Origin of the sequence: Faecalibacterium sp. Marseille-P9590 (genome assembly GCF_017377665.1) — a bacterium.
In the GTDB taxonomy this organism is placed as follows: Bacteria; Bacillota; Clostridia; order Oscillospirales; family Ruminococcaceae; genus Faecalibacterium.
In genome coordinates this window covers 181268-195910 of the sequence record NZ_JAFREF010000005.1, presented here as the reverse complement: position 1 = coordinate 195910, position 14643 = coordinate 181268, and the positions used below count along the sequence as shown (strand labels likewise).

General features: G+C 57.4%; 14 protein-coding genes and 1 tRNA gene. 9 read left to right on the top strand and 6 right to left on the bottom strand.

The features are described 5' to 3' along the window. The first annotated feature begins 125 nt into the window (after positions 1-125). Positions 126-1037 (top strand): hypothetical protein, encoded by a 912-nt coding sequence (locus J3349_RS08325; protein WP_207677079.1) that lies wholly within the window; start codon positions 126-128, stop codon positions 1035-1037. 96 nt (positions 1038-1133) lie between these two features. Here the strand turns inward: J3349_RS08325 and fba are convergent, their stop codons facing one another. After that, the gene (fba, locus tag J3349_RS08320; protein ID WP_158402841.1) at positions 1134-1997 is read right to left on the bottom strand and encodes a class II fructose-1,6-bisphosphate aldolase; all 864 of its coding nucleotides are present in this window, start codon (positions 1995-1997) and stop codon (positions 1134-1136) included. Between the two features lie 844 nt (positions 1998-2841). Between fba and rlmB the strand changes: the two genes are divergently transcribed. The 4 genes from rlmB (at position 2842) to J3349_RS08300 (ending at position 8372) form a co-directional block, all read left to right on the top strand. After that, the gene (rlmB, locus tag J3349_RS08315; protein ID WP_149794467.1) at positions 2842-3648 is read left to right on the top strand and encodes a 23S rRNA (guanosine(2251)-2'-O)-methyltransferase RlmB; all 807 of its coding nucleotides are present in this window, start codon (positions 2842-2844) and stop codon (positions 3646-3648) included. Between the two features lie 40 nt (positions 3649-3688). Next, positions 3689-6403, top strand: a complete 2715-nt coding sequence (locus tag J3349_RS08310; protein WP_207677078.1) for a cell envelope biogenesis protein OmpA — start codon at positions 3689-3691, stop codon at positions 6401-6403. A 197-nt stretch (positions 6404-6600) separates the two neighbouring features. After that, positions 6601-7140 (top strand): rubrerythrin, encoded by a 540-nt coding sequence (rbr, locus tag J3349_RS08305; RefSeq protein ID WP_158389217.1) that lies wholly within the window; start codon positions 6601-6603, stop codon positions 7138-7140. 272 nt (positions 7141-7412) lie between these two features. After that, complete coding sequence (locus J3349_RS08300; RefSeq protein ID WP_207677077.1) at positions 7413-8372, top strand: Ig-like domain-containing protein; 960 nt, start codon at positions 7413-7415, stop codon at positions 8370-8372. 60 nt (positions 8373-8432) lie between these two features. Here J3349_RS08300 and J3349_RS08295 read toward each other — a convergent pair whose 3' ends face one another. From J3349_RS08295 to J3349_RS08285, 3 genes are read right to left on the bottom strand one after another with little or no spacing between them, the layout of a single operon-like run. After that, a complete protein-coding gene (locus tag J3349_RS08295; protein ID WP_207677076.1) occupies positions 8433-9308 on the bottom strand; it encodes a LysR family transcriptional regulator in 876 nt (291 codons plus the stop codon). 16 nt (positions 9309-9324) lie between these two features. Next, a complete protein-coding gene (gene tsaA, locus J3349_RS08290) occupies positions 9325-10020 on the bottom strand; it encodes a tRNA (N6-threonylcarbamoyladenosine(37)-N6)-methyltransferase TrmO (RefSeq protein WP_207677075.1) in 696 nt (231 codons plus the stop codon). 15 nt (positions 10021-10035) lie between these two features. Continuing rightward, positions 10036-10662, bottom strand: a complete 627-nt coding sequence (locus J3349_RS08285) for an XRE family transcriptional regulator (RefSeq protein WP_207677074.1) — start codon at positions 10660-10662, stop codon at positions 10036-10038. A 192-nt stretch (positions 10663-10854) separates the two neighbouring features. On the opposite strand from J3349_RS08285, the gene J3349_RS08280 reads away from it, so the two are divergent. Then, the gene (locus tag J3349_RS08280; protein ID WP_015565492.1) at positions 10855-11067 is read left to right on the top strand and encodes a helix-turn-helix transcriptional regulator; all 213 of its coding nucleotides are present in this window, start codon (positions 10855-10857) and stop codon (positions 11065-11067) included. Positions 11068-11079: 12 nt separating this feature from the next. After that, positions 11080-11385: a SqdX protein gene (locus J3349_RS08275; protein WP_149794461.1), complete on the top strand. Its 306-nt coding sequence runs from the start codon at positions 11080-11082 to the stop codon at positions 11383-11385. A gap of 45 nt (positions 11386-11430) precedes the next feature. Here the strand turns inward: J3349_RS08275 and J3349_RS08270 are convergent, their stop codons facing one another. Then, positions 11431-11592: a FeoB-associated Cys-rich membrane protein gene (locus J3349_RS08270; protein ID WP_158395153.1), complete on the bottom strand. Its 162-nt coding sequence runs from the start codon at positions 11590-11592 to the stop codon at positions 11431-11433. Between the two features lie 159 nt (positions 11593-11751). Here J3349_RS08270 and J3349_RS08265 point away from each other — a divergent pair. Both J3349_RS08265 and J3349_RS08260 read left to right on the top strand, forming a co-directional pair. Continuing rightward, positions 11752-11828 (top strand) — tRNA-Val (locus J3349_RS08265). 311 nt (positions 11829-12139) lie between these two features. Further along, the gene (locus tag J3349_RS08260) at positions 12140-13297 is read left to right on the top strand and encodes an XRE family transcriptional regulator (RefSeq protein WP_207677073.1); all 1158 of its coding nucleotides are present in this window, start codon (positions 12140-12142) and stop codon (positions 13295-13297) included. Between the two features lie 65 nt (positions 13298-13362). Here J3349_RS08260 and J3349_RS08255 read toward each other — a convergent pair whose 3' ends face one another. Continuing rightward, the gene (locus J3349_RS08255; protein ID WP_242699577.1) at positions 13363-14433 is read right to left on the bottom strand and encodes a tyrosine-type recombinase/integrase; all 1071 of its coding nucleotides are present in this window, start codon (positions 14431-14433) and stop codon (positions 13363-13365) included. Between the last annotated feature and the right edge of the window lie 210 nt (positions 14434-14643).

Below are 14643 nucleotides of genomic sequence, written 5' to 3'. Positions count from 1 at the left end.
AATAGGTAGCCGCCGACTTGATCAAAACGCTCTAAGAGAAATCTTGGAGCGTTTTTTGTTGTGTCTGCGGATTGTGATTACTGTCTGAAATTGTTATAATGGATAAAATCAGAAAGGAGAAGCGCATGATGGGAAATGAGGAAAATAAAACACTTTATGATATTTATCGGGGGATACTCTGCAATAACCAGAGCTTTCAACTCGGAAAGCAGGCACAGGTAGAATATCGTTTTGACTGCCCGGAGTATGCAGAGCTGAAAGAAAAATATCATCTCAATGAAATTGCCGGAAACGGGACAGAGCTGGAGCACAGTGTGCGGCTGTTGAAGTATCTTGCCCCGAAACTGACACACAGTGCGTGGTACGATAACAGCGTTCCGTGCAATGGGCTGGCGCTGCTGGAATACAGTCTGGAGCAGCCGGAGCATGGGATCAATTGTCTGAACAAATCCAAGATACTGGAGGAATGCTGTCTGGCACTGGGAATCTACGCCCGGAGAGTGAGAATGCTGCCCTATTCGCCCTTTGACAGCGACTGTCATGTCGTGACAGAGATTTTTGACAGGACTCTGGGAAAATGGTGTATGCTCGACCCCACGACCAACGGCTATCTGGTCGATGAAACGGGCAGCGTTCTCTCTTTGCTGGAAGCCAGAGAGAGGATGGCGCAGGCAGGGTTTGTGACGTTCTGCCGGGCGGATGAGACGGTGCAGGACCTGCATGAAGTGGCTCAGAAAGAAATGGAATGGAGCGCATATTTTGCCAAAAATCTGTTCCGGCTCCAGATCGACGCGGTTTCCCAGTTTGGAGAGACAGGGAAATGGCTGGATGTGATCCCGGAACACTTTTTGGTCCGACAGTGGAGCAAGGCAAAGGCGGAGTACCGCATCACGATGGCACCGGAGTATGCAAAAACAGAGAATGGCTTTGAGATGGCGAAGATGCTTCCGCTCTTTCAGAAAGCAGTAAAAGAAGCAGAGACGATGCAGGAGCCGGAGAGTATTTCGGTGCGATGCATAGCAGAGGCCCCTCAATAAAAAGATAAAACAAAAGCGACCCCGCTGTGCTGAGCTCAACACAGCGGGGTCGCTCTTTCTATCAGGTGGAGTATTGTTCAGAAGGGTAGCGCTGGCTTAGCCCTTGCCGGCGCAGCCGAACAGCTCGATCTTTTCCTTGCACTTGTCGATGATGGCCTGAGAGCCGGGAGCCAGCAGCTTGCGGGGGTCGAAGCCCTTGCCCTGCTGATCCTTGCCAGCCTCGATATACTTGCGGGTAGCCTCAGCGAAGACCAGCTGGCACTCGGTGTTGATGTTGATCTTGGAGACGCCCAGGCTGATGGCCTTTGCGATCATGTCGTCAGGGATGCCGGTGCCGCCGTGCAGGACCAGAGGAATGTTATTGGTAGCCTTGTGGATGCGGTCCAGAGCCTCGAAGTCCAGACCCTTCCAGTTGGCGGGGTAGACGCCGTGGATGTTGCCGATGCCGGCGGCCAGGAAGTCGATGCCCAGATCAGTGATCTTTGCGCACTCTGCAGGGTCAGCGATCTCGCCATTACCCACGACGCCGTCCTCGACACCGCCGATGGAGCCGACCTCAGCCTCGATGCTCATGCCCTTAGAGTGTGCCAGAGCGACCAGCTCCTTGGTCTTCTCCACATTCTCCTCGATGGAGTAGTGACTGCCGTCGAACATGATGGAGGAGAAACCGGCCTCAACGCAGGCCTTGCAGCCCTCGTAGGTGCCGTGATCCAGATGCAGAGCGACCGGGACGGTGATGCCCATGGAATCGACCATTGCATCGACCATAGCAGCGACGGTCTTGAAGCCGGTCATGTACTTGCCGGCACCCTCGGAGACACCCAGGATGACAGGACTCTTCATCTCCTCGCAGGCGGTCAGAACAGCCTTGGTCCACTCCAGGTTGTTGATGTTGAACTGAGGCACACCGTAGTGGCCGTCACGAGCTTTGATGAGCATTTCGGTTGCATTTACCAACATTATTATTACCTCCAAAAATTATCGGGGTCTGTTCGTACCCACACACCGCTTTGTGCATGGTTTAACGAAGTTGCACCCTAAGTATACCCCAAACAGCGGGTAAAATCAATCCACTGGAGAGTTTTTATAACCAAACCGAAGCTTTCTTGGCCAGCAGTGTGCTCGAAAGACAGAGAAATAAGTGGGATGCAACATTTTATACAGGCTTCGACAACATCCGGCCAGACCGGCGGCGGAGGCACCAAAGCAGACGATTTTCAACAGGGATCCACATTCGTCAAAATGATGTTGGATAAAAAGGCAAAACAAGTGCCGCTCTGCTTCAAAATTTTGTCATAATTCTGACTTGAAAATTACAAAATGTATGCAGGGCTCTGAGCCTGTCGAGATAAGATTGTGGAAAACCTTGTGGAAAGTGTGGAATTCCACCCGGAAAACAGGCTTGAACACTTGAGTTTTGAACTTTCTCCACAGGGTTTTCAACTTGTGGAAAAAACAGGGCGGGTATACGGATGGTAAAGCAGTCTGAATGTGGAAAACTTTTACCACAGGCAAAAAGACGGATAACCGGCGCGCAAAAGGCAACACTTCTCCCATGAGGCGCTGCCCGGGCGGGCGGCACAGAAATTTCACGGGAAGAAAAAGCGCAATTCTATGGCAAACCCCTGCCGCTTATGTTATACTTCAAGATGAGTTATAAGCGCTGTACGTCTGAAATGCGTCAGTGCCTGCCGCAAAATGCAGCTTTACAGCGCTGCGGCCCTGAAAACTCGTTTGAAGCGATACGATGACGCCGGGCCGGAAGGGCTTTGGCGTCCTGCGATAGAAACGGAAGGAGAACTTCATGGAAGAACGCAATATGCCCCGCCGTCCCCGCCGCGAAAAGGCTGACGACCAGCCCCGGAACGAGAGCCTCGTCTACGGCAAGAACCCGGTCACAGAGCTGCTGAAGAGCGGCTCCGGCGTGGATACGGTGCTGCTGGCCGAGGGCATGGCCCCGGCTGTGGCCGCTTACTATACCGCAATGGCGAAGGAAGCCGGTGCCACCGTCAAGCGGGTACACCCCAACAAGCTGCGCCTCATGACTGGCACCGAAAGCCATCAGGGCGTGGCTGCCTTTGCCAGTGAGATCGAATACGCAACGGTGGAGGACCTGCTGGCCGCTGCCAAAGAGAAGGGCGAACCGCCCTTCCTCGTGCTGAGCGACGGCATCGAAGACCCCCACAATCTGGGCGCTGTTATGCGCTCGGCTCTGCTGTGCGGCGCTCACGGCATCGTCATCCCCAAGCGGGGCGGCGCATCCGTGACCCCCACCGTCATCAAGTCCAGCGCCGGTGCGGCTGAGCGTCTGCCCGTGGCCCGTGTGGCCAACATCGGCGAGACCATCCGCCGCCTCAAGGAGCAGGGTGTTTTCGTCTACTGCGCCGACATGGACGGCGTGTCCCTGCGCAAGAACAACCTCACCGGCCCCATTGCGCTGGTGCTGGGCAGCGAGGGCAGCGGTGTGTCGCAGCTGGTCAAGAAGCTCTGCGACGGTGTTGTGAGCCTCGATATGACCGCACAGGGTACCGGTGTGGACAGCTTCAATGTCTCGGTGGCCGCAGGCATCATCCTGTATGAGATCCAGAGCCAGCGCGCCGCACAGGGCTGAGCTGGCCCGTGCCGAACGAAACAAGGGAGGGAAGATCAGGATGCCAAAGGATGACGAGCGGAAGGAAATGACGCAGGAAGAGCTCGACGCCCGCGAAGAAAAATTCCGCACCTTTTTTACCACCAGTGTAGCCCAGGTCCCGGAGGAGATGACCCGGAGGGACGATGAGAATGAAGAAAAGTCCAAGAGCCTGCTGGGCCGGCTGTTCCGCCGTGAAAAGGCCGAACAGCAGGAAAGCGGCACACCCGAAGAGAGTCGTACCGGCGAGATACAGTTGGGCGGCGAAGAGCCGGAGGAACCCTCCGACCTGGAGTTGGTCCTGACGCTGGAAGAGAAAGTTGCAGAGCCGAAGCCCGAGCAGCCGAAGCCAGCCGAGCCGGTCAGCGCCCCCCAGCCTGAGCCGGAGAAGCCCCAAAAGCCCGCAGAACCCGTCAAAGCGCCGGAGCCGCCTGCTCCCAAGCCGGAGAAAAAGCCGGCAGAAAAGCAGGCTGCATCCCGGAAAAAGGCGGTCCAGTACGAGCCGCGCACCCCGCAGGAGCAGTACGAGGACCGGGAGATGCAGGCGCTCAAAGCCATGCTGTTTGGTGCAAAGCTTCCGCCGCAGGAGGAAGAGCCTCCCCAGCCGGTGAAGCCCGCAAAACCGGAAAAGAGCACCCCGGCAGTCCCGGTCATTGCAGCGAAACCGGACGCAGAAAAAGAGCCGGATGCAGCGCCGGAGAAGCCTGCCGTGCCGATGCCCGCGATGGTGTTTGCAGAAGATAAGGCGTCGAAGCCCCATGCGGCCCCGGCGATGCAGTTCTTCGGCAAGGGAGACGACGAGAAAGCGCCCGCCGCCCCGGCCCGCGCGACGCCGCCGGACAATGACGACAGCATGAGCCTGCCGCTCATGTTCCTGAACGACGGCGACGAGGTGGCTCCGGTGGAGCCGCCGAAGGAGGAAGCGCCTGCACAGCCGGCCGAAGAGGCCGGTACTGCACCGGCTGCTCCGGAGGCTGCACCCGTCGAGGAAGCGCCTGTCGAAGAGGAAAAAACGCCCGAGACGCCGGAACAGGTGGGGGAACGGCTGCACCAGATGGGCGCGGCCCTTACATTGCGCTGTGCGCTGGGCGGCATCCTTGCACTGGTGCTGCTTCACTTCGGCCTCGCCGCGGAGGGCCTTGTCGGCCCGTTGGGCGGCCTTGACCCCGTAACTGCCCCGGCGGCCTTCTATGCCGCCAATCTGCTCTTCCTGGCGCTGGCGCTGGCTGTGGGCTGGCCCGTCGTGAGGGACGGCCTGAAGGGGCTGCGGGGCGAACGCCCCAGCATGGAGACCATGCCCGCGATGGCAGCCTGCGCTGCGCTTTTGCAGGCCGCTGTGGCCCTGCTGAACGCGCAGAACTATCAGGCGTCCAGCTTCACCCTTCTGTCCGGCATTGCGGCGCTGGGGCTGTTCCTTGCACTGCTGGGCGACCGTGTCCTTCTGGCCTCGGTCCAGGGCGGCTTCAAACTGGCGCAGGCCGGTCCGGAGCATCGCGGTGCGTTCCGCGCCAAGGACAAAGACCTTATCCGCATCCTCTCCAAGGACATGGACGAAAAAGACCCCTGGGTACTGCTCAGCCGACCCGCTGAGTGGGACGACGCGATGGTGGAGCAGGGCTTCGGCCCCCGCGCCTGTGAGCGCCGCGCCCGTAAGACGAATTACATCCTGCTGGGTGCGGCTGTGTTGGCCGGTCTGGTCTTCTGCGTCTTTGGCGGCGGCCTCAACGGCGGCGCTGCGGCGCTGACCGCTGTGCTCTGCATGGGTTCGCCTCTGTCCTCCACCCTTATCGCAGGTTTTGCATCCCTGCGGCTGCAGCAGACTGCCGCTGCCTCGGGTGCGGTGATCCCCGGCTGGGCGGCTATCGAGGAACTGGGCGGTGTGGATACCGTTCAGGCTGACGCCGATGAGCTGTTCACCCCGGACAGCGCCATGCTCGAGGACATCCGCATCTTCAAGGGCGGACGCATCGACCGGGCCATCCTCTATTCGGCCAGCGTCCTGAGCAAGTGCTGCAACACCCTGAGCGGCCTGTTCCGCCAGATTATCGAGGACCGCACCGACATCCTCTACCCGGTCAAGGACCTGGAAGTCCATCGCGGCCTCGGCTTCTCTGCATGGTGCGACAACAACCGCATCCTCATCGGCACCCGTGCGTACATGGAAAAAGAAGAAGTTCCCATGCCCGACGAGGAATATGAGGCCAAGCATTCCAAGAACGGCGAGCTGCAGATCCTCTATCTGGCCGTGTCCGGCAGTCTGCATGCCATGTTCGTGCTCCACTATGTGGGCGGACGGAACGCCGCCCGCGGTCTGGAACAGCTGCAAAAAGAGAATATCCAGCTGCTGGTGTCCTGCCAGGACCCCACCCTGACCGCACGACACATCACCGACGCCTACCATCTGCCCGAGGGCATGGTCGTCCTGCTGGACCAGGAGCAGTGTGCCGCACTGGGCGCTGCCACCGCCGAAGACACCGGCTCTGAAGGCTGCTGCATCCTTTGCACCAACGGCTTTGCCAGCCTGACCGGCGGTCTGCGGGCCGCAGAGCAGGCCCAGAACGCCGAGACGACCGCTACCACGGTGCAGCTGGTGTCGGTGTGGTTCTCGGTGGCCATCGCCGTCCTGCTGACCTATGCGGGCAGCGTGGGGATGCTGAGCGTGGCTGCGGTGCTGATGTATCAGGCGGCATGGAGCGCTCTCAGCATCGCCGTGTGCGCACTCAAGCAGCATAGTTGAAAAAATAAATAAGAAATATTCTCAAAATAAATAGGAACTATTCTTGATTTCTACCCGAAATTCTGGTATAATACCCTCAGAGACAAGGAAGACCTATCGCACACCCGGTACCGAACAAAGCGGGCTGTGCGTAGAATAAACCAAACCGGACACAGCCCATACTGGCAGTGTCAGACTATCTGAGAGGAGAACAGATTATGGAACTCAAGGGAACCAAGACCGAGAAGAACCTGATGGAAGCTTTTGCAGGCGAGAGCATGGCCCGCAACAAGTACACCTACTTTGCAAGCGTCGCAAAGAAGGAAGGCTACGAGCAGCTGGCCGCTATCTTCGAAGAGACCGCCGGCAACGAGAAGGAACACGCCAAGCTGTGGTTCAAGGCCCTCTGCGGCGGCTCCATCCCCGACACCCTGACCTGCCTCGAGATGGCAGCCAGCGGCGAGAACGAAGAGTGGACTGATATGTACCCCCGCATGGCAGCTGAGGCCAAGGAGGAGGGCTTCACCCAGCTGGCCGCTCTCTTCACGATGGTGGGCCAGATCGAAAAGGAGCACGAGGCACGCTACCGCGCCCTTGCCGCCAATCTCAAGGAGGGCAAGGTCTTTGCCCGTGAGGAACAGCAGGTGTGGGTCTGCCGGAACTGCGGCTACACCCATATCGGCAAGTCTGCTCCCCTCAAGTGCCCGGTCTGCGCACATCCCCAGAGCTACTTTGAGCTGAAGGCCAAAAATTACTGAGTTTTTTCAGATATTCCGTCCGATGAGAGCCGCCGCACCTGTATAAAGTGCGGCGGCTCTTTTGCTGTCTGGTGAAATACAGTCTGCACGATTTGTATAAATTTGGCGGGGGTGTTTTAGTGCCTTTCACGAAAAGGTGCGCGAAATTGTGACACTTCTGGCGAAGAACTTGACCCTTCTTTTGGGTGCGTGTACAATAAACTAATAGTGAGAGGGATCTTGTGCAGAGCACATTGCGATAAACCTTATCCAAAGGAGGGAAGTGCTACCCTATGAATAAGATCACACGGCTGGCAGCGGCGGTTGTGCTGAGCGGGCTGCTTCTGGCAGCTCCTGCTGCACAGGCGGCCCCCGCATTGCTGGGAGCATCGGCGAACTTTGAGCTGGAAGTGAACGAGATGGAGCTGGAGATCACGGCAGACGACCCCCGCCCCAAAGCCTATCTTTACACCGGCGGGCAGAGCGACTACTACTTCATCGTCTGGATGAGCAGCAACCCCACCGTGGCTTCCGTGGACGGCGATGGCCGTGTCACCGGCCGCAGCGCCGGTGAGGCGACGATCACCGCCATCACTGACCGGGGCGAGTGCGCTGCCTGCAAGGTGACTGTCCGCAAGGAGAGCGGCAATGCGGCCAGCAAAAAGCCTGCCCTCGACCACACCACCCTCAACCTCGTTATCCAGTACAACAACGCCCACCCCAGCCAGAAACTGCAGCTCATCAACACGAGCGGCTCCTTTGTCTATGCCTACCAGTGGATGAGCAGCAACCCCGAGGTGGCAACGGTGGATCCGGAGGGGCTTGTCACGGCCCAGAAGCCCGGTACCACCACCGTCACGGCGCTGGCCACCAACGGTCAGGCGCTGCGCTGCGCCGTTACCGTCAACAGCGATGTCGGCAAGGTGACTCTGAATAAGCGCGACCTGCTGCTCCGCACGGTGGGCAGCAAAGAGGCACTCACAGCGTCTGTCGCTGTGGAAGACGGCGTGAATGTACCCATCACATGGGTCAGCAGTAATCCCGGCGTCGCTACTGTGGACGCTTCTGGTGTCGTGACTGCCGTCGCCGACGGCGAGGCAAAGATAACGGCGCTCTCGCCAGATGGACGCTTCGACAGCTGCAGCGTTTTCGTGGGCCTTGCGGCAGACAAGTACGACACTGAAGAGGACCTGGCCGAGGAACTCAAGCTTCCGGACCCCTATGTGGCGGTCCGGATGAACCGGCTGAGCTGAACCGAAAATACAAAGAGGAAGCCCCGCACTGCATCGTTCGATGTGGTGCGGGGCTTTTGCTTATTGATTTACCAGCTCAATAAAGGCTTTCATCTGGGGCGTGAGCCATTTGTCCTTGTGATAGAACAGCTGCCGGTGCATGGTGACAGTGCAGTCGGGGACATTGAGGCGGGCGATACGCCCGGCGGAGAGGGCAGGACGGACGATGTACTCGGGCAGGAAGGAGAACCCCATCCCGCGCTCCACCATCTGGCAGAGCAGCGAGGCGCTGCCCAGCTCGATGTAGGGATGGATAGACAGCCCGCGGGCGGCGAGGCGCTGGTCGAGGGCGTCACGGTAGCTCATGCCCCGCTCTGTGAGAAGAAATTCCTGTTGAGCCAGAACATCCAGCGGCACTTCGGCCTTGTCGGCCAGCGGATGCCCGGCGGGGGCCACAAAGCAGACCGGCTCCGGAACATTGACGGCCAGCGTCAGGCTGGGCAGGAGCAGAGGCTGGTCGAGGGTGTAGGCCAGGTCGATCTGGTTCGCGCTCAGCAGCCGCAGCATCTCGTCGGCGGTGGCGGTGCGGAGCACCAGCTCCACCTGTGGGCAGAGGGCGTGGAACTGCTGCAGCAGGTCGGGCAGGAAGGTGCTGCATACGGAATCGGCCAGTGCCACCCGCAGGGTGCCGCTGACGGCCCGGGCAGGCACCAGCGCGGCCTTGGCCTGCTGGGCCGTGATGAGAAGAGTGCGGGCATAGCTCTGGAAAGTCTGGCCCGCGTCGGTGAGGCGGACGGTCTTGCCCACCCGGTCAAAGAGAGGCGTACCCAGCTCTGTTTCCAGCTGGGAGATCTGGGCCGATACCGCCGACTGAGAGTAGCCCAGCTCCCGCGCAGCGCTGGAAAAGCTGTGCAGCTCGGCGATATGAAGGAAGGTGTTGATATTTCGGAGTTCCATAACTGTCCCTCCGGCGTCAGCGGCAGTCGATGCCGGTGACGGTCAGGACCTCGCCGTCCACTTTGAAGTGGACTTCCAGCCCGCCAAACTCCATGCCGTAGACCCGCTCCGGGTCGTGCTGGTAGGAGGGGCGGGGGTCGTTTTCCAGCACACCCTGCAGAGCAGCCTGCTGGACGGCAGGCACTCTGGCCCAGAGGCCGGCGTCGCAGACCATGGTCAGGTGGTGGAACTGGGTCTGTGCTGTGAAGCCTGCGGCGGCGTCCGGGTGGCAGTCGGCGTAGGGGATGTAGGGCTTGATGTCGTAGATGGGGGTGCCGTCCATCAGGTCGGCGCCCCGCACGATGAGGACGGGGCCGACGTCAGGCCGGTGCTCGATGGCTTCCAGCTGGACGCTGGACAGTCCCAGCGGATTGGGCCGGAAGGGCGAGCGGGTGGCAAATACGCCCATCCGGGTGTTGCCGCCGAGGCGGGGCGGCCGGACGGTGGGGGACCAGTTGTCCCGCACCGCGCCGGAAAACTGCCACACCAGCCAGATGTGGCTGAAATCTTCGAGGCCGCGCACGGCGTCGGCATTGCGGTATTCGGGGGTAAAAATGACCTCGCCCCGCAGGCTGTCCACCAGCCCGCTCTGGCGCGGGATGCCGAACTTGGTGGGGAAGGCGGTGCGGATATGGGCGATGACCTTGAGGGTCATTTCTTCGGGTGCAGACATGGGGACTCCTCCTTATTATAAGCCACGGCAGAAGCCCACGGCACGGCCCTCGATTTGAATTTCTTCCAGCTGGGGGCCTGCGAATACCATGGGCGGGCAGACGGCGGTGTTGTCGGCCAGCAGCATGACGGTCTCGCCCTGGCGGTGGAAGTGCTTGAGGGTGGCTTCCTCGCCGATGCGGACAGCGGCGATCTCGCCCTGCTCCACCTCGGGCTGGCGGCGGATGCAGACAATGTCGCCGTCACAGATGGTGGGGGCCATGCTGTTGCCATGGCAGGTGAGGGCGAAGTCGGCGTGCCACGCGGCGGGGACGCCGATGTAGCACTCGATGTTCTGCTCAGCAGTGATGGGGGTGCCGCAGGCGATGGAGCCTACGAGAGGCACCCGCACCATCTCAGGCAGAGGCTCGAAACCCGGCGGAGGGCAGGGCAGGTCCACGAGGCCCATGAGCCACGCGGGTGTGGTGTCCAGAGCGGCGGCCAGTTCCTCGAGCTTGGCCCGGGGCAGGTCGTTGATGCCCTTTTCCAGCTTGGTGATGGAGGATTTGGAGCGGTAGCCCATCCGGGCGGCCAGCTCTTCCTGCGACAGGCCCAACTGCTCCCGGCGCTGCCGGATGCGGCTGGATAGATCGGTATCGGACATATAGGGCCTCGCTTTCTCTGCGGTTTGCACGATTTTCGGTGTTCTGAGGACAGTATAGCAAAAAATTTACTATAAATCAACTTTTTAGGGATTATTTTGCAAACAATGTTGACAAATAATCAACTGAAAGATATAATACAACCAATGATTGTATGGAACGCGTTGAACGCAAAACTGAAAGGAGAAACGCCTATGACCGATACCATGATGATCCGCGACTGCATCCGCAGCCAGGGCATGAAACTGGGCCATGTGGCCCATGTTCTGGGCATCACCAACAACACCCTCCGCTGCAAGCTGGAAAATGAGAGTGAATTCAAGGTGAGTGAGGCCGAAAAACTCTCGAAGATGCTGGGGATGACCGTCGAGCAGCGCGACCGCTGCTTTTTTGGCCCGGCGGGCTGAGGGAAAAAGGTGATGGAAGCCATGACACAGGAACAGCGCCAGAAGACGAAAGAGGCCCTCAGCCGCTACGGGCAGAAAAACTGGGTCTACGGCCCCTGCAACTGGGGCTGGAAGCGGGCCATCCAGCTGGCCGAGGAGTATTACCGCGAGGCAGACCCGGGCCTGCGGGGCAGCATCCTGCAGCTGCGCTACATGGAAAGGCGGAGGCGGGAAGAGGTGATGGATAAACTGAACATCAGTTACAGCACTTATCAGAAGGCCCACGATGACCTGTTGAGCACTATCGCGGTCTTTGCCGCCCACTACGGTGAGCTGTGACGCAAAAATGCCCCCTGACCGGACGGTCAGGGGGCATTCGTGTGCTCAGTGTTTCTTCTCGGGGGTGTCGCAATGCTGGTGGCAGGAAGAGCAGTTGCCTCCGCAGCCCTCGCCTTTCCAGCCGCCCTGCCGGGAGATCCACACCACCGCCAGTGCAAACAGGACAGCCAGCACCAGCAAGGTGATGATACCGCGTGCAGTTATCATAAAAAAGACCTCTCTTTCGAAAGAATTCCAACCCCAGTATACACCATTTGCCCCCGGAGAGCAACCGGAAAGCGCTGCCGGCTCAAACTTTTTTCGAAAAACGAAAATTTGGGCTTGCATTTGGCCTCGCGCAGTGATATAATAAGCGTGTTCCGATTTGGAGGATTAGCTCAGCTGGTTAGAGCACCTGCATCACACGCAGGGGGTCTGGGGTTCGAGTCCCTAATTCTCCACCAAACGTAAGGCCGTTTACCTGAAAAGGTAAGCGGCTTTTTCTTGTACCTGCGTGATTTTTGATATGCAAAAGTGAAACGGATTCACTTTTGCATATTGATAATGAAACGTGTAGGAGGCCCCCTTTTCAGTCGTTTGTAGCAAGTTTGTAGCAGATCTGTAGCAAAATTCGGGGAGGATCGGCAAAATGACTCCGTAAACCCGATTTTTGCGGATTTTTTGGCATAAAATTTTATCCTCGAATTTTGTGCAGAATGACGAGGATGCTTTTCATTCGGATTCTGATGCCGTATAATAAAGGAAAAGATCATGGATGAAAGGAGAAATCGCTGTGCGCTACACCATTAGGCATTTTGATTTGCCGCTGCTTACCTTTGAAGCAAACATGGACAGTGCAGATACTGACCTCCATATTATAAAAGTCTACGAAGAAAACCGTTCCTTTTTACCTTTGAACCTGACTGTATCAGAAGATGGTGTAGAACGCTGGCTGCGGCATCGCACAATTCCGAAGAACCGAGCGTATGTAGATGCTCTGCTCTCTAAGGTGGGGCTTTCTTTGAATCGTCCGCTGGGAATTATCACCGTCTGCAAGGGACTTTCACTCAATGACTGCTTTTGGGTAGATGCAGAGGGTTCTGGTGACACCTTTGAAAAAGTAAATCTTTACGATAACCGATTCAGTCAGGTGCTGGCAGCAATTGCCTTTACAGGATATGGCAGCAGCATACGAACTTCGCTTGCGTCCTGCCCGGAGTTCTCGACCAACGGGATGCTGCCAAAATGCTGGCGCAGGCAAAACGGAAAAATCTATCTTTATAAAGGTGGCACGTCAGGGTTCAGCAATCTGGGGTTTGAGCCGTTCTCGGAATTGTACGCTTATCAAGTGGCGCAGGTGATGGGCGTGAATGCGATTCGATACACCTTGACAAAAGATCTGAAAAAGACGCTTTGTTCCAAGTGTGAGCTGTTCACCAGCAAAGAGTATTCTTATATTCCCATCGGACAGCTTGTGTCCAAAGGTGGAATAAAAGCGATTTTTGCGTATTATCAGACGTTCGGTCAGAACTTTGTGGACGCGCTGGAAGATATGCTGGTTTTTGATGCAATCATCTGCAATACAGACCGCCACTATGGAAATTTTGGTGTGTTGGTGGATAATAAGACCAACACGATTGCGGCACCCGCACCGCTGTTTGACCACGGAAACTCGCTGTTCAGTCTGGGCGGAACGGATCTTTGGGACAACCAGAAAGCATTTGATGAATATGTCCGCACACTGCTTCCGCTTGCATACGATGATTTCTTTGCAGCTGCAAAGAGCGCAATGAAACCTCGTCACCGTGCAATGTTCCATAAGCTGCTGGATTTCCATTTTGACCGCAGAGCGACACGTTATAATCTGCCGCCAAATCGCTTGAAGATGATCGAAAAAGAGGTACAGCGCAGAGCAAGAGTACTTTTAGGGTAAAAAAGAAAACCGTCAAACGTGAGAGATTTCTCTCATGCGTTGACGGTTTTTCTGGTATGTAGGGGTTATTCTTCTGGCAGAGTCAGAACTTCATCATTGACCAGCTGATTGGCCTTATCAAAGGCTTCGATCATCTGGGTCGCTTTCGGATGGAGATAGACTTCATCCAGCGTTGGGGATTTGGGCGTGTGCCCGACAGCGCGTTTCAGGATATCCTTGTTGACGCCTGCGCGGTCACAAAGGCTGGCGTAGGTATGGCGGGTGGTGTAGGGCGTATAGGTGGCGAGCTTCCCGGTAAACTCCGGCTTGCGCTTACCATTTTCGTCGTAAGGATTCGGCTGGATGACAATTTCCTCCAGGAAAGGATAGAACTTGCGGTTACGCCAGTTCTTTTCGTTCCAGAAATCGCCTTTTCCATTGGGAAAGAGCGGACCGTTTTCCACAGAGGTGGCATACGCATGTTCAAAAACCGGGATGCCAAAGTCGAGAATGGGAATGATGCGGTTGCGTCCGGCTTCGGTCTTGCAGCCGCCGATCAGATAAGCACCGGATTCCGTGCGATGAAAATCTTCGTGTTTGAAGTGCAACAGCTCATAGATACGCACTCCGCAGGCCAGAAGAGCAATTACCATCTGCCCGGTGGGCGTGTTCTTTTGGCTCAGGATCAGCGTCACCTGTTCGTCCGTGAAAATCTCGCGTTCCGGAGATTTGCGCCCTTCGACTTTCAGGACAGATGCAAGGTTGGCATCCACGACACGCCAGCCAATGGCTGTGCGATACAGCTTACTGATAAGAGTACGCTCTTTTTCCAACATACTTTGAGACAGTCCGTTATCGTCCATCTTATCAAGGATGTTTTGGAAGTCTTGCGCATAGAGGGCGGCAAGTTTGAAGTGCCACAGCGGACGGAGATATTTCCACGCAATGTCATAGAGCTCGCGAGCCTTATCGGACCGGCCCTTATATTCACGGGACTCTTTGAACATCCGGAAGCGGTCCTGAAGGGTGGAGTCCTGATAGGGTGTGGCCGGACGCTTCATCATTTCGACGCGGACAGCTTCTGCTTCTTCACGGGTGACGTAGGTGCCAACAACCTTCATGACTGTAATTCCGGTGTGAGGATCAGGGATCGGCATTCGGAGCAGCTATGGTTTCCGGCGCGTCCCGGACATTTTCGTGATGCTGCCATTGCCAGACGAGGCTTTCAGCCGGGGCGATTCTCGTTTGGCTGGAACGGCAGGTGGAGCTACTGCACCGGGGGATGGCGCTGTGCCAACGGGATGACCGCAGGCAGAGCAGAATTTAGCGGTATCTGAGATTTGATGACCGCAATTTTCACAGAACAT

Bases quoted from the DNA above. Each gene is read 5' to 3' on its own strand.
- J3349_RS08325 (WP_207677079.1), top strand. From the start codon at position 126: ATGATGGGAAATGAGGAAAATAAAACACTTTATGATATTTATCGGGGG.
- fba (WP_158402841.1), bottom strand. From the start codon at position 1,997: ATGTTGGTAAATGCAACCGAAATGCTCATCAAAGCTCGTGACGGCCAC.
- rlmB (WP_149794467.1), top strand. From the start codon at position 2,842: ATGGAAGAACGCAATATGCCCCGCCGTCCCCGCCGCGAAAAGGCTGAC.
- J3349_RS08310 (WP_207677078.1), top strand. From the start codon at position 3,689: ATGCCAAAGGATGACGAGCGGAAGGAAATGACGCAGGAAGAGCTCGAC.
- rbr (WP_158389217.1), top strand. From the start codon at position 6,601: ATGGAACTCAAGGGAACCAAGACCGAGAAGAACCTGATGGAAGCTTTT.
- J3349_RS08300 (WP_207677077.1), top strand. From the start codon at position 7,413: ATGAATAAGATCACACGGCTGGCAGCGGCGGTTGTGCTGAGCGGGCTG.
- J3349_RS08295 (WP_207677076.1), bottom strand. From the start codon at position 9,308: ATGGAACTCCGAAATATCAACACCTTCCTTCATATCGCCGAGCTGCAC.
- tsaA (WP_207677075.1), bottom strand. From the start codon at position 10,020: ATGTCTGCACCCGAAGAAATGACCCTCAAGGTCATCGCCCATATCCGC.
- J3349_RS08285 (WP_207677074.1), bottom strand. From the start codon at position 10,662: ATGTCCGATACCGATCTATCCAGCCGCATCCGGCAGCGCCGGGAGCAG.
- J3349_RS08280 (WP_015565492.1), top strand. From the start codon at position 10,855: ATGACCGATACCATGATGATCCGCGACTGCATCCGCAGCCAGGGCATG.
- J3349_RS08275 (WP_149794461.1), top strand. From the start codon at position 11,080: ATGGAAGCCATGACACAGGAACAGCGCCAGAAGACGAAAGAGGCCCTC.
- J3349_RS08270 (WP_158395153.1), bottom strand. From the start codon at position 11,592: ATGATAACTGCACGCGGTATCATCACCTTGCTGGTGCTGGCTGTCCTG.
- J3349_RS08260 (WP_207677073.1), top strand. From the start codon at position 12,140: ATGAAAGGAGAAATCGCTGTGCGCTACACCATTAGGCATTTTGATTTG.
- J3349_RS08255 (WP_242699577.1), bottom strand. From the start codon at position 14,433: ATGCCGATCCCTGATCCTCACACCGGAATTACAGTCATGAAGGTTGTT.